This is a genomic window from Halorussus salinisoli (assembly GCA_005239435.1).
In the GTDB taxonomy this organism is placed as follows: Archaea; Halobacteriota; Halobacteria; order Halobacteriales; family Haladaptataceae; genus Halorussus; species Halorussus salinisoli.
In genome coordinates, this window is the sequence record SZNP01000004.1 from 175,739 (window position 1) to 190,857 (window position 15,119).

The following is a 15,119-nucleotide window of genomic DNA, read 5'->3' on the forward strand; positions in this document are numbered from 1 at the left end:
GGCGTAGTGGCCATTCCACGTCGTCGGGTAGGCGACCGTATACTCATGTCCAACGCCACTCGGTGCGATGTAGGCAGTCAGCGTGACGTTCGATGCGTTCCCAGTAGCGATGGCTGTGGATGCTTGGCCAGTCGATATAATCTTGTACAGCGTCGTCCCATTCCGCTCAAGAGTCGATTCGACGGTCGTGTTCACCCTCTCGCCTGTGTATTTAGTCCTCTCTCTCCTCTTTGGCGGTGGGGAGTACTATGTCCGTAAACGAGGGCAGGGATAGCTTTTGGCAATCCGGGAAGAACGGAGTGTTTACTTCAAGTCGATGGCCATCACGTCGAATTTCGAGCGCCATCGATACCGGCGATCATTCCAGACGAAGGATCGGCGTGCGAGACCATACAGCAACAGGGGTACTTGCACGAGTGTCGTCGGATATGCGAGCAGAAATGTCCAGCGGTGGACGCCGAATGCTCGATAGACGCCCAGTTGTAGCATGGTTAGGAATACCGCCATCGGGAGAGGAAACATGACTGCGGCGATCAGGGAGAGTATGCTAACGATGATCATGGAGACGAAGCCCTTCGGGTCGTGAAAACGGACGATTTTCGTGAAACGGACGTGCCGTTCGAGCGTCTCACGTATCGAGCCACCGACTGGGACGCGTCGCGTCCGTCGAAGGGGCGTCACGTCCAGGTATTCGGTGAGAATTCCATCGTCACTCACTGTCTGCTGAAGCTCCCGTAGGAACGCGGCCTCGTTGAGGTCGCTGCGTTCAAACATCACAGCGCCGCCCCAAACGATATCGTCGACGTACACGCCAAGCGTCCCACCAATCGCATACATCGGTTCAAGCAGAATTGAAAGTGGGTCGCGCCCGACGAAGAACGGGAGTTCGGTGACGGGGCCGTTCTCCTCGTAGTTGTCGTGGAGGTTGGCGAGCCAGTCAGTGGGATGTTCGAAGTCGTCGTCTGTCCAGACGATGCGGTCGTGCGTTGCGGCACGCATACCTGCGGCGATCGCGTTCGCCTTCCCTGAACAACGCTTAGGTTCGCCTGCGAAGACGATCCTGACACCGTCCGTTCGGTCATCTTGCTGGGCAGCGACATCGTTCGACTGGTCATCACAAACAACGAGTAATTCGTCTTTAGGGCCGATCTGGTTGGCGACATCAGAGCAAGCGGTTGTCCAGCTAGTCGTCGGGATGATGATTGTCGTCGGAGGAGTGTCGGTCATATTCCAAATTATTCTATGGGTACTGCCAACATAGACCCTACTGTTCAACAAGGCAGTCGGTTCCGGAACGCATCTCGAACCGGATGACCCACTCCGTGCCGATGCGGTGACCGCCCTCCAGCAGAAGTATCACCAGTATACAACGCATGCGCTTGACGACCGACCCATCATTCGAGTGACGGCTGGGAGTGTCTGCTCATGGGGACATCTCGACGAACCGACTGACACCTCTCCCTAACAGTAGTTGGTAGCACGATTTCTTTATTCAGAACTGACCGTGTAACCGTTGAGCAATATAGAGCATGAATTGACCAGTCAGAACGGTTATTTGCCGTTCATGTCGTAGAACAGATGAATACGGTTATGGTAAACCTCTGGCGTCTCCTTACGCTGGGTCTTCTCGTCACGCTCCTTATCGCTCTCTACAATTTCTGGATTCGACATTCTGGTTGGACGAGGACCCAGAAATTATACAAGACGCTTGCGCTATTGACGAGCGCGAGCGTTGTGGTAGTGTTCAGTGATACCGTCGGGATTCGAGTCCCCCGACTGTTCGAACTTGTATTCCTTGGCATTGGGTTGGTCTCGCTCGTATTGTGGCCGTGGTTTGGAGCAGAAATGAAGCACAATCGAGCTGCTTGAATTGATAGATTCGCACCACGAACCGAGCAATCCAGTGCGTGAATTGAGTAAGCCTTGTGCAACCAAGAGATGTGATTGCTACAGCCAACGTTCTACCCGGGGACAATGGGCAGTGGGAACGCCTACAACCCCCGCTCCACTACGGACACTCCCAGCATGAGCGTCATCTTGGAATTCACCATCGATGCCGACGAATTCAGCCTCGGGCGTGTCCTCTCCGGGCCACTGACGATGCAATACGTTTGTGCCACGAATTGCTCAATGCAGAGCGTGTATCGAACAATTCCCCGGTGAGACGTGTAGGGTTCGTGTCGGAAGTAGACTCAGCGCCTCTTATTCCGTTGCAGACTGGGCGTCTGCGTCATCAGTCGTGGACTTCTGCGTCCCCATGGACGGGCCACCAGTACCAGTGTCAATCGGGCGGGTGGGGGTTTCCTCGTTCGTTCGAAAGTGAGCTAATGCCGCCCCGGCGAAGGCACCGACCGTGACAACGAGCGAAACTGTGACGACTATCCGCACGAAGACAGCCAGACTCACCAAAACACCACTCACATCCAGTGGCGTGGACTGAACGCCGTACAGCAGCACCGCCCAGACACCGACCATGCTGACCAGACTGCTAACCGCCACTGCCCTACCGAAACGACGGTACTCGTGACCCATGTCGAGCCGGCGACTCACGTAGTATCCGAGTCCAAGTGCCAGTAAAAGTGTCACAAGCGGCCCCACACTCTCAGTGACGAGATTGTACACGACCACTGTTTGTCCCGCCGTCCCGACCATCGGCATTGCACCGTCGAACCCCCCAGAAATCCATCGGTCGAGGATGACCGACGGTACGTGCTGGATGGCAAGTCCGAGGACGCTGACAACGCCTGCTAACACACCGACACGTCTATTGTCCATACGACTATCAGTATCTACCGCCACATAAGTATTAGAGCTGAAACATTTTTCGAGCGTAGCGGTCTTCACGACTAATAGATATGCACCACCACCACCAATTGAGCAACTATGACGTCTACAATGAATCTGATTTTCGGAACGACTGCCTGATTATGAGGGTGGAGGGCCGAAGCAAGTTTGGGGGCAGAGGTTCGGGATGTCAGCCCGAGAGGACAGTACTGATAGTAGGTTGAACAAGAGGCGATGACTGTCTCTGTGTGAGGCCAAACACGGGTATTTTATAGTCTTTCTGCTAACCAAAATTGGTAGATGTAGAGCGTTTAATTACCGAAACTGAAGATACTTGGCTGCTCTTGAATTATCCAGAGGAGTGCAAGGAAGTCTGTTCACATATCTGAAAGGGATAGGGTTAGTCTCGCTTTGTTTTTCATCTTCTATCCAGCCATCCTCATTGTCCAATTACTTACTGGCGCAGTTACGGAGTCAATTGGTCAGATTGCAGTTCTCTTGGTCTTGTCTCTCAATGCGTGGGTATGGGTAATTCGACTGTATTGGGCGTATGATTCCGTGGATGTAACGATGGAAGCGTCTGAATAAACTCTGATTGCCTGCTGCACACAGCCTCTGTATCTCGCACGAGCTATCTCGATCTAATCCGTCGCTGTCAGAAGCAGTGTGCTGCATACAGGGCGCGTATCTCGCAGTAGCAGGGTTCCAGATTCAGTTAGCTCGAACCGTTCACTATTGAATATCCAGGTTCCACTGCGTCCAGCCCAATTTAGGTGGAGAGAAATGAGCGATGACTATTATTCGCCTTCTTGTACTTCGTGGATTTCATCCGCTGTGAGTCCGTGGGCTTCTTCGTGGACTTTTTCGCCCGCTTCTTTGCTCGGTCCTTCGAAGAGGCAGAAGACGGTTCCCTCGTCTTCGTCTACCCAATACCGCTTGTATTCAACGCCGTATTTGTCTTGAACTTCAACGTCTTTTTCATGCGCCTCAACGACCTCTTCGACACTCGCGTCAACGTCCTTATGCACGTCCATGTACAGTGGCATGTTACTAATTAACACGCAGAGTTGTGATAACCGTTTTTCTTCCTTTCTGACCAGTGTCTTCATCCGCAAATATGTTCGATTCACATCTCTACTAACTGATTGGTTCTCCATATTTTGTGAGAAATGAACGAGTGTCGCGCTGACCTCACCCTCTGTATTCAGCACGGCAAGTGATAATTATCCCACCTCTGAGGGAAATCAGCGTGGTATATTCGCACTATGTGTTAGACCCACCCGATATATGAAATTGCCAGTATAGTCAGCGACTCTGAACTATCGCTGGGTGAGTCCTATTGGCAGCCCGTTTTTCGCCTGTATCGTAAGCCCCGGTTCGATGGTTACCGACGTATCCTCTCGCTTCCAGTCTAGCTCCCAATCCTGGCCGATGGTCGCTAACACGAGCGTCCCCTCAAGAAGAGCGAAGTCTCGGCCAAGACAGGATCGTCGGCCACCACCAAATGGCAGGTAGGCGAACTCGGGGAGGTCGTCTTCAAGCTTCGACGTCCATCGCTCGGGCTTGAACTCTAATGGATCGTCGTAGAACTAGTCGTCACGGTGAACGGACAGTACACTCAGATGCACCTCCTCGTCGGCCGGGAGGTGATAGTCACCGATATTGACTGGTTGCGTGGTCTGTCGAGGGAGCGTATGGATTGGCGGATAGAGGCGGAGTGTCTCTTTGAGAATGCGGCGAGTAAACTCTAAGTCATCGACAGTCTCGAATGTCGATCGGTCGCCATCAAGGACCTCGTCGAGCTCAGCATGGAACTCTGCTTGGAGGTCGGGGTTCGTGGCTAAGACGTACAGCGCGAAGCCGAGTGCTGAGGCAGTGGTTTCGTATCCGGCGAAGACCATGGTGATCATCATGTCCTCGACTTCTTTGCTGTTGAGCTGGACGTGATCAGTAGCTGTGCGTGCCTTGTGGAGTTTCGAGAGAAGGGTGTTTGCTGGGGAGTCGTCTTCTGCGTCTGGTCCGGTCTGTTCTGCGAGGAGTTGCTGGATTTCTGTGCGGAGGCGTTCTTTCGAGTGCTTGAACTCCGCGAACGTGAGGACTTCCTCGAAGAATATCTTTCAATTTCGGTTGCCGAATCCAAGAGACCCGCTGACCGACGAGGTTCTCGTCTAGACGGGGTGCTCACAGGCCATGCACGCACTCACGGCCGACGGTCCCCACTGTGGACAGCTCAAAACGTTCCGACACGTTGACTGGCAGACCGACGAAAGCCGTTATCGCCACTGTGCTAACTGCTTCGAAGACACTGATGAATACGGGCGTGTATCTTTCAAGAACGCTGACCATATGAACATTTTTCCGACGTACCACACTATTGGGCGTATGAGTGAACGAGCGGAGGTCTCCGGGACGGCGTTCTGGGAGGACGCCGATGACACCGAAGCCCTCCAGCGGTATCGGATGCTCGTGAACGCGGTTGACGATGGGATTTACCAACTTGATACCGAGGGGCAGTTCGTCGCGGTCAACGACGGCATCGTCAAGCTGACGGGCTACGAGCGCGAGGAACTCCTCGGCGAACACGTCTCGCTGCTCCTCGACGACGATAGATCGACTACCGAACAGCTCCTCACGAATTCCACCGATCGAAGCGAACAATTCGAGTGCCCCGTACGGACTGCCGAGGGTGACCGGGTTCACTGTGAAGTACGGGTGTCCCCGCTCGAAGTGGACGGTGCGGTCCAGGGAACCGTCGGCATCGTTCACGATATCACCGACTACAGACGACCGGACCAGCTACTCGGTGAATCCGACCAGCGGCCAGACCGCAAGCCGACGAACGAGTTCGAACGGGAGCTCCGCGAGACGAAAACCCGACTCGAAGTTGCCGCGTCCGCCGGGCTGGTCGGCACTTGGGCCTGGAACGTTCGAGAAGACGCCGTGACCGCGGACAAATATATCGCCGAATCGTACGGTATGGACCCAGAGGAGGCCACTGCAGGCGTACCCGTTGAGGAGTTCCTCGCCCGGGTTCACGAGGCGGACCAGGAACGGGTGTGGAAACGACTTGACGAAGCGGTCGAGGAGACGGGCGAGTTCGAGGCCGAGTACCGCGTCACTACCGCGGACGAAGATACGCGGTGGGTGATGTCCCGCGGAGAAGTCGAATACGACGACAACGACGAAGCGCTCCGGATGTATGGCGCTACCGCTGACATCACCGAGCGCAAGGAAGCAGAGGCAGAGCTAAAGAAGGTGACTGCCGAGGCCGAGGAGCAGCAGCGGCTCTACGAGACAATCATCTCCAGCACGCCTGATCTCATCTACGCCTTCGACCTTGACTACCGCTTCACGTTCGCCAATGACGCAGTGCTGGAAATGTGGGGCCGCACCCGCGAAGAGTCCATCGGGAAAACGTTGCGGGAGATCGGCTACGAGCCGTGGCATGCGGAGATGCACGAGCGCGAAATCGACGAGGTCATCGAGACGAAAGAACTCGTTCGCGGCGAGGTCGCGTTCCCACACGCCGAGCACGGCCAGCGCATCTACGAGTATATCTTCGCCCCGGTGCTTGACGACGACGGGAACGTCGAAGCCATCGCCGGGACGACTCGCGACGTCACCGAACGCAAACAGGCCGAGGAGGAACTCCAGAAGAGTAAAGAACGATTCCACGCGCTGATCGACGCGAGCTCGGACGTGGTGTATCGCATGAGCCCCGATTGGAGCGAAATGCACGAGCTCGAGGGCAAAGAGTTCCTTGCTGATACAGACGAATCGATCAGCGACTGGCTCGATAAATACATTCATCCGGACGACCAGCCGCGGGTCATGGAGGCCATCGACGAAGCGATTCGGACGAAGAGCATCTTCGAGCTGGAACACCGGGTGGAGCGGGACGACGGGAGCATCGGCTGGACGTTCTCGCGGGCGGTACCGATGCTGGACGAGGACGGCGAAATCGACGAATGGATCGGGATGGCGAGCGACATCACCGAGCGAAAACGGCGCGAGCGAGCCCTCGAGGAGTCGGAGCGACGGTATCGGACGCTCGCCGAGAACTTCCCGAACGGCGCGGTCACGGTGTACGACGAGGACCTCCGCATCGAACTGACGCAGGGCTCCGTGTTGGGCGAGACATTGCCGAGTCGGAATCAGCTCGAAGATCGGAGGGTTGCGGAGGTGTACCCCGAGAACATTCTCGAGGACCTCGAGCCGTTGTTACGGGCCGCCATCGAAGACCGCGAAACCGACAGCGACGTGTTCGAGTTCGGCGGCCGAAACTGGCGGGTGTGGGCGACGCCCCTGCGGGACGCAGACGGCGACGTGTTCGCCGGACTGAGCTTCGCGCAGGACATCACCGAGCAGGTCGAACGCGAGCAGGAACTCGAACTGCGGACCGAGCGCCTCAACCAGTTCGCCAGCATGCTGGCCCATGAACTCCGCAACCCCGTCACCATCGGCCAGATCTACAGCCAACAGTTACCCGACGACACGGACGCGGAGGCGGTTGAGTACGTCACCGAGGCGTTCGACCGCATTGAGGACATCATCGATGTCATGCTGGTGCTAACCCGGAATCACGACGCAATTGGCGAGCGGGCGCCGGTCGCTCTCAACGAGGAGGCCCAGGCAGCGTGGGCTGACGTGGACGCGCCCGACGCCGTACTCAACATTGAGATAGACCAGACGATACAGGCAGACGAAACGTACATTCGGCATCTGTTCCGGAATCTGCTCGAGAATGCGGTCGAACACGGTGGGCGTGACGTCACGATTACAGTCGGTGAGTTACCGACTGGCTTCTACGTGGCCGATGATGGTGTAGGGATTCCGCCCGAGGAGCGTGACACAGTCTTCGACGAAGGGTATACGACAGCCGCCGAGAGTGGAGGAACTGGGCTTGGGCTTGCATTCGTTCGCGAGGTTGCCGACGTGTACGACTGGACGTGTGCGGTGACAGAGAGTGCGGCTGACGGGGCACGGTTCGAGTTCACGAATATTGATTACGACTCACAGCGGAGCTAAGCATTTCACACCATAATATGAGCGCCATCCCTACGGGAACTCACTGAGTTCCCCCGTACGAATACGGTCCTTCTCGGATAGGGGGATTTGGTAAATCGATCCTCTTCGCCATTCAGGCGTAGAATATTGTTAGCACATGATGCTAACTGTCATGGCTCCGGCGCGCACTACCCAATCCTAAGATTTGAAATTCGGGGGGTTCGTGGATTGACATGGCTTTCGGATAGGAAGCCGATTCCCGGAGGTGTTCCAAGCACTTTGGGTTTCTGCGAGAGGCAGAATACTCGAGGGAACTGTCCTTCTCTACTCTTCGCCTGTATCCGCAATGGAGCAATACCTTTGCAAACCCCTGCAAAGGAGTTATGGAATATGCCGGCCATTGCTTATATACGCAATGGCTATCAACACAAATGCGATGCCCAACAACGAACGCGACACCGATACCGGGCAATTTACTGAGAAACATCCACCCGAGGACTTCACCAATGCACTCGAAGAACTCGGGAGCGCCGGAACGCGAGATATCGCCGACGAAGTCGGGTGTCCCTACCGAACCGCTCACCACAAACTCACCAAACTCGAAGAGGTCGGTCGTGTTGAGAGCCAGAAGGTGGGGAACGCCAAGCTATGGTCGCTCTCGGAGGACTAGCTATGCCTGAATGTGAAAACTGTGGCAAGTTCGTCACCCGAGACTTCCAACGTGTCTTCTCCGGACGAGACGGCAAAGTCCACGCATGTCTCGACTGTAAGGGAGCGACCGAGATCAAAAACGGCGCGGCCACCCAAGCCTGACCGACGAGTATCTACCCGCTCAGGACTCTATCATCGTACCACCGTCCATCGGTTTCGCTTAACTAGACAGTGCCCGGCCACGAATACCCTCACAAAAGTCGGAGTGATTGATCTCGTTCTAGTGAATATCCGGAATTCGCTGTGTATTCCGTGTTCTATACACTTAGAATAGTGATGTTTTTCCTCGGGTAACATCGGGACCAATCGGAACACATTTATGATAATGGGGTGGCAAGGTGTTGCCACAGTGTTCCGCTGATGTCGCACAACTACGCCCCATCCAACGAGACGATTGAGGAGCAGTACAACGAGAACGTGATGCCGATTTGGAAGTCGCTAAACGTACCGGTGAAACGCGCGTCCGACTGTGTGGTTGAGGACTTCGACGGGAACGAATACCTCGACGTGTTCTCCGGGATATCCGTGACAAACGTCGGCCATGGAAACGATGCCGTCGTGGAGGCCGCAAAGGACCAACTCGACGAGTTCGTCCACGGCTGTTCGTACGTCCACCCGAGCCAGCCGGTCGCAGAGCTCGCAGAACGCATCGCCGAGGTTACACCCGGTGATCTCCAGAAGAGTTTCTTCTGTAATTCCGGGACCGAAGCCGTCGAAGGTGGGGTTAAGCTCGCCCGCAAGCACACAGGTAATACGGAGGTCATTGCACTCGAGATGGGCTTTCATGGTCGAACGCTTGGAAGCCTCGCGCTCACCGGTAACAAGGCGTACAAGCGAGGGATGGCCCCGACCCTGAACGATACGGTCCACGCTCCCGCGCCCTACCGCTACCGGTGGACGAACGAGGACCTCACCGAGGAAGAGTTCGCGAAGCGTGCGGCCGCCGAGATCGAGCACGTTATCGGTACGCATACGAGTGACGACCTCGCCGCTATTATCGTCGAACCTGTGATGGGCGAAGGTGGCATAATTGTGCCACCGAAGGGGTGGCTCGCGCGCGTCCAGGAGATTGCACACGAGCACGGCGCACTCCTGATTGCAGACGAAGTCCAGACCGGCTACGGTCGAACCGGGACGCTCTTCGCAAGTGAACAATTCGACGTGGTCCCCGACATACTCACCCAAGCCAAGGGAATTGCCAACGGTCTGCCGCTAGGTGCGTTCACTGCCTCCAGCGAGGTCGCCGACGCCTTCGAGTCTGGCGACCATCTCTCGACGTTCGGCGGCAACCCGGTCACGTGTGCGGCCGCGCTCGCAACGATCGACGAACTCCAAGACGGAATTCTGGAGGCCACTGCCGCGAACGGCGAGTGGCTCGCCGACCAGCTCACTGACGTCGAAGCCGACTTCGACGTGGTAGGTGAGACCCGTGGCCTCGGTCTCATGCAGGGCGTTGAGCTTGTTGATCCTTCTGTCGAAGGACCGCACGGTGTTTCTCCCGCTCCGGACCAGAAGCTTGCGTCCGCCGTCGCCGACCATCTTGAAGGGCAGGGAATTATTATGGGCGTCGGCGGCTACCACAAGAACGTACTCCGTTTCCAGCCCCCGCTGACGATCACCCAAGACCAGCTCGACAGAACGCTGGATGCACTCCGCACCGCAATCACGGAGGTGACGGCGGATGAATGACGATTCCTCGCGCGCCCACGAGTTCCGCGACTCTCACGGGGGCACGGACGTTGAACTCGCCTACGCCGGCAAGAAGACTTTCCTGAAAGGTGACGCTCGCGACGTAGACGACCTCGACGACGTGGACGCTGCAGTGCTGGGCGTACCGTTCGACGCCGCGGTCAGCAACCGGCCAGGAACGCGGTACGGTCCTGATGCCCTTCGGGAGGCCAGCGCATGGTGGGCGTACCTCTCTGGGTACAAGGGAGGACTGACCAATATGAACACCCGCACACAGGTCGATTACTCCGACCTCGAGGTTGCAGATTGCGGGGATCTTCCAGTTTTCCCGATGGATCGGAAGAAAACCGCCGAGAGCATCACTGCCCACGTTGCCACGGTCGCCGAACAGGCGTTCCCAGTAATGCTCGGCGGCGACCACTACTGCACCTATCCAGCGTTCCGCGGATTCGCGGAAGCCATTGATGCCGATACGGTCGGTCTCGTTCAGATCGACGCCCACAGTGACACTGCCGCGAGCAGCCCGATCTTCGGCGAGCACTTCCATGGGTCGAGCACACATCTAATCTCCGAGTCCGAATACGCCGACTTCGAGCACATCAGCCAGATCGGAATCCGCGGTTATGAGAGTCCGAACTTCTTCGAATTCGCCGAGAACGTCGGATTAAACCTCTTCACGATGCGCGACGTGCAAGAACGCGGAATCCGCGACGTTGTCACCGAGGCGATCGAAGCGGCTGCCGAAGACACCGACGCGGTCTACGTGACCTTCGACATCGACTCGATCGACCCGAGCATCGCACCGGGCACGGGGACGCCCGAGCCCGGAGGCCTCGACAGCCATCAGGCGCTCGCGATCATGGAGACACTCGGCACACACGACGCGGTCGGCGCGGCGGATCTGATGGAAGTCGCTCCCGACTTCGATCCCACGCGGTCGACCCAGACGCTCGGCGCGTATCTCCTCATCACGCTGCTTGAACGCAAGTTCGCGGAGTAACTACGACTCTCGCGCCCGTACTGCGGGAAGTGGTTCGAAGGACGAGCGCGGGACGAGCCCGTATAGCGTCTCCCACGAATCCGCATAGCTATCCCCTACAAGCAGTGCGATTACGAGTTCTCCGACCGCGCCATACGTCATCGATGCGAACTCCCAGCTGGGTTTCTCGCTCGGAAACGGCCCGTCTTCGCGTGGTTTCCGGATATCGATTACGCCGCCGAGCTGGTCGCGGGTTTCGACTGCGAGGTCTTCGGCCTCGTCGTAGCGGGTGAGTGGGTACTCTCGATTGTCGACTACGAGAAGCGACGGACTGTCACTGGCGCCGCCATTGTTGCCGTCGAGCGCAGGTCGGATCGATGGCCGGCCGGCTTCGATCAGCAAGCTGGTGACGTCCATAGTCGACCCTTCGCCGCTAATCGCGTCGATGTACCGAAGGACCGCCCCGCCGTTGTCGGGTACGAGGTCACCGTCATGGGAGAAGGCCTCGGGGTCAGGGTCCGGGTGGTATTCGACGATCCCAGCTGTTTGGAGTTCGATGTTGATACCCCGAGAGAGTAACACGCCGTCAAGTGTAATACTAGACGGTGCGTAGACGCGCGCGTGTTCGTCGGACACGGCGTCGATCGGTTCTCGATCGACGGCGACTGGAACGGGGTCGAGCGGCGTGTTATTGAGTACAGATAGTGTATCCAGTGCGTTCTGGAGGTCACTTTCGTGAACGTCGACCGCGCATGCGACCACCTCGCCGGTGTCCTCAATCGGGTCGTAGGTCACTTGACCGGTGAGCGTGGTAATCCGTTCACGGACTTGTTCGAGTCGACCGCTGACGTGACCGCGCTCGAGTTCGGATCGGCCTTTTGGAGTCAACCGTCGTCCCTTCCCGGAAATTTTTTCAGTGAACCCTGCCTCGTCGAGGTCCGAAAGCATCAGGCGAACAGTGCGGTCCTTGATGGAATAACCATGCCGGCGTAGCAGGTCGACCAGTCGGATGCTACCGATCGGTCCGTGGCCGTCGATGAGCCGGAGGAGATCGTAGGCCCGTCGATCCAAATTCTCGGACATGAACGTACAACAGTCTCGCGGTCCGATAAACGTATTCCTCCGTTCGGGTGTTCCAATCCGTTCGTGATCTATCAATTGTGGATTCTGCCAAATTAGAAAGTGTTAAGTACCCTAATGTGGCAACACTATTCCATGGTCGTGTCTCCCATTGACACAGGATTGCTGGTACTCTACCTGCTCGGCATGATCGGGATCGGGTACTGGGGGTACCACAAATCAGAGACGCTCGATGACTATCTGGTCGCCGGCCGGAACATCCCAATCTGGATGTACGTCCCGGTCATGTCCGCGGTTATTCTCGGCGGGGCGTCCACCGTTGGCGGCGGTGGACTCGGTTACCAACACGGAGTTTCCGGCGCATGGCTCGTCATCTCACTCGGTATCGGGACCATCGCGCTCGGTCTCCTCATCTCAACGAACCTGGCTAACCTCAAGGCCTTCTCACTCGGTGAGGTACTCGAACGCCGCTACGACAAGTACTCCGGCACTATCGGCGCAATGATTGCCAGCATCTACGCACTCACCATCGCCATCACCCAGACGATTGCGATCGGGAAGGTCCTGAGCGCACTCTTTGCCTTCCAGCAGTCAACGATGATCATAGCCGCCGGCGTCATAATCATCGGCTATACCGCCCTCGGTGGCATGCTCACCGTGACGATGACCGACTTCGTCCAGTGGATCATCATGACATTCGGGATCTTCTTCCTCGCGCTCCCACTCGGACTGAACGCCGTCGGCGGCCTCTCCGGACTCACTGCCGAACTCGACCCATCCTACTTCTCGCCGACAGCAATAGGGTGGCAGACGATTTCCAGTTATTTCCTGCTCTACGTCCTCGGCATCATGATCGGACAGGATATCTGGCAGCGCGTCTTCACCGCCGAGAGCGCCGAGGTCGCGCGCAAGGGCAACATCGCTGCGGGCACCTACGCGATCGTCTACGGAATCGCGACTGCGTTCCTCGGGACGATTGCACTCGTCCTGCTGCCGAACCTACAGGACCCCGAACTCGCGCTTCCCCGCCTCATCCTCGAAATCGTCCCGGTCGGGTTCTCCGGCCTCATCCTCGCGGGCTTCATCTCTGCGATGATGTCGACCGCGGACTCCGCGCTCTTGGCGTCTAGCACGCTCTTCACTAGTGACGTTTACAAACGCTTCATCCATCCCGACGCCTCCGACAAGACCTACGCTCGCGTCTCGCGCGCCTTCATCCTCGTTCTCGGGGCCGTCATGATCTACGCAGCGATCGCCATCGGAAACGTCGTGCAGGCACTCATCCTCGCCTACGACCTGCTCACCGGTAGCATTTTCATTCCGATCTTCGCCGCATTCTTCTGGCAGCGCTCGACGTGGCAGGGAGCGCTCTCCTCGATTACCGTAAGCGGCGTCGTGGTCATTGCGACCATCTGGACACATGGGTTCTCCTCGAACCTACCGATTATCTACGGACTCGCGACAAGCCTCGTCACCTTTGTGACGGTCAGCCTGCTCACCGGGCCGCCTGCCCAGGCAAAGGTTCGCGAGTGGGTCGAAAGCCTCGACTCCGCCCCCTCGATAGACTGAACGAGACTCGCGCGAAACAATTCAACTGAGAACTCCGGCTTACACGGCCACCGGGAACCTATATAAAGAAGAGCACACAGTTATCGGGGCTACCCCTGGACGAGAAGGATGTATTCGTACAGGAGTAGAGAGGAAATTCCTCACCCTTCTTGAAGATTCTCTTACTGGTACGCAGGTTGACGGCGAGTCAGTTGTCCATGTTCCTGAACTCGAACCGGGCACCACTGGCCGCACTTTCTGTCACCACACACTCCCAACCATACACGTCGACTCAAGCAGTGATAGGTTTCAACAACCGTGCTGAATACAGCGCGCGTATTCAGCAGTCTCTGACGCGTTCAATCCGTAGCACACTTCGTCCCTGTTCACACCGTGAATATATTTCATAGAGTAATGGTATGATGCTCGGTCGCAGAAATCAAAGTTGACCCCCAGCGAGGTCACGTCGTGGCAAAGAGATGCCAAGTGGGGGTATTCCGACAGAGGAAGGTGACCAATCATGTCAACTGGAGCGAGAACGACTTCCAGACGCGTTGTGCTGAAAACACTCGGTGCAGGAATCGTATTCGGTGGAACTGTCACTGGGAATGTGGCTGCCAGTGACGCTACCACTGCCAATGAGGATACCTTTAGAGAGCAACTCACCACTGTCCTTTCTTTGACTCATAAATATCAGGATGTAGACGTAGCCCAAGATGATGGGTACGAAAAGTTCGGTGAAGTTGCTGAGCCACCAGTGGGCCACGTGTACGAAAAATCCGAGTATTGGGATGGAAAGGATTTCATCGGGAAGACGGACATCGCGGAACCTCCAACACTATTGTTCTATGCGCCGATTAGCGGCGAAGACGACGGTGACGAGCCCGACCTCGTCTTGGCGGGCGTCGAATATACAGTTTCGGGCGACCAAACAGGTAATCCGCCGAATCTATTTGCTGATGAGGACACCCCCCATGAGCTCAAAGTGACGGAAGCGGAGGGGTGGCATCGGAGCCCGGCTCCAGACGTCCACGATGTTACGGGACTCCACGTATGGCTTTACCTCAATAATCCAGACGGATTGTTCCGCAAAGGACACCCACACATCGCAGATTTGGTTAGTGAGTGATGCATTCTTGACTCGTCACTTATATCCAATAATGACTATCGCCACAAATGGTATCTGAACTACACGATAAGATTCCCATTGCAGTTTAATGGTTAGATACGAACAGACGATACTGATACGTGAATACGCTCGGTCGAACAGCCAATTCACCAAATCCGGTGTGGATAAAAGATGTTTCTAGTGCTGAATAGA

General features: G+C 56.6%; 11 protein-coding genes and 1 pseudogene. 7 read left to right on the forward strand and 5 right to left on the reverse strand.

The genetic code is table 11. The annotated features are described in order from the left end of the window. Nucleotides 1–303 precede the first annotated feature (303 nt). The 4 genes and pseudogenes from E2484_RS12200 to E2484_RS12215 all read right to left on the reverse strand — a co-directional run bounded on the left by E2484_RS12200 (nt 304) and on the right by E2484_RS12215 (nt 4,898). Nucleotides 304–1,227 (reverse strand): glycosyltransferase family 2 protein, encoded by a 924-nt coding sequence (locus E2484_RS12200; RefSeq protein ID WP_137285505.1) that lies wholly within the window; start codon nt 1,225–1,227, stop codon nt 304–306. A gap of 975 nt (nt 1,228–2,202) precedes the next feature. After that, nucleotides 2,203–2,775: a hypothetical protein gene (locus E2484_RS12205; protein WP_137285506.1), complete on the reverse strand. Its 573-nt coding sequence runs from the start codon at nt 2,773–2,775 to the stop codon at nt 2,203–2,205. A gap of 806 nt (nt 2,776–3,581) precedes the next feature. Continuing rightward, entirely contained in the window at nt 3,582–3,830 is a 249-nt protein-coding gene (locus tag E2484_RS12210; protein WP_137285507.1) for a DUF4242 domain-containing protein, read from the reverse strand. Between the two features lie 273 nt (nt 3,831–4,103). Next, a pseudogene (locus E2484_RS12215) lies at nt 4,104–4,898 on the reverse strand (cytochrome P450). Between the two features lie 268 nt (nt 4,899–5,166). Here E2484_RS12215 and E2484_RS12220 point away from each other — a divergent pair. From E2484_RS12220 to E2484_RS12235, 5 genes are all read left to right on the forward strand, one after another. Next, the gene (locus E2484_RS12220) at nt 5,167–7,812 is read left to right on the forward strand and encodes a PAS domain-containing protein (RefSeq protein WP_170977329.1); all 2,646 of its coding nucleotides are present in this window, start codon (nt 5,167–5,169) and stop codon (nt 7,810–7,812) included. A 394-nt stretch (nt 7,813–8,206) separates the two neighbouring features. Beyond that, nucleotides 8,207–8,461: a transcriptional regulator gene (locus E2484_RS12225; protein ID WP_321112567.1), complete on the forward strand. Its 255-nt coding sequence runs from the start codon at nt 8,207–8,209 to the stop codon at nt 8,459–8,461. A 2-nt stretch (nt 8,462–8,463) separates the two neighbouring features. Next, the gene (locus E2484_RS24985; RefSeq protein ID WP_170977330.1) at nt 8,464–8,604 is read left to right on the forward strand and encodes a DUF7563 family protein; all 141 of its coding nucleotides are present in this window, start codon (nt 8,464–8,466) and stop codon (nt 8,602–8,604) included. 258 nt (nt 8,605–8,862) lie between these two features. Next, the gene (locus tag E2484_RS12230; protein ID WP_137285509.1) at nt 8,863–10,191 is read left to right on the forward strand and encodes an aspartate aminotransferase family protein; all 1,329 of its coding nucleotides are present in this window, start codon (nt 8,863–8,865) and stop codon (nt 10,189–10,191) included. Beyond that, a complete protein-coding gene (locus tag E2484_RS12235; protein ID WP_137285510.1) occupies nt 10,184–11,191 on the forward strand; it encodes an agmatinase family protein in 1,008 nt (335 codons plus the stop codon). Before E2484_RS12230 ends, E2484_RS12235 begins: the two co-directional genes overlap by 8 nt. On the opposite strand, the gene E2484_RS12240 is transcribed toward E2484_RS12235, so the two are convergent. After that, nucleotides 11,192–12,253, reverse strand: a complete 1,062-nt coding sequence (locus tag E2484_RS12240; RefSeq protein WP_137285932.1) for an NrpR regulatory domain-containing protein — start codon at nt 12,251–12,253, stop codon at nt 11,192–11,194. A gap of 132 nt (nt 12,254–12,385) precedes the next feature. On the opposite strand from E2484_RS12240, the gene E2484_RS12245 reads away from it, so the two are divergent. Then, on the forward strand, nt 12,386–13,819 hold the full coding sequence (locus tag E2484_RS12245; protein ID WP_137285511.1) for a sodium:solute symporter family protein: 1,434 nt from the start codon (nt 12,386–12,388) through the stop codon (nt 13,817–13,819). A 499-nt stretch (nt 13,820–14,318) separates the two neighbouring features. Beyond that, nucleotides 14,319–14,927: a hypothetical protein gene (locus E2484_RS12250; protein WP_137285512.1), complete on the forward strand. Its 609-nt coding sequence runs from the start codon at nt 14,319–14,321 to the stop codon at nt 14,925–14,927. Nucleotides 14,928–15,119: the final 192 nt, after the last annotated feature.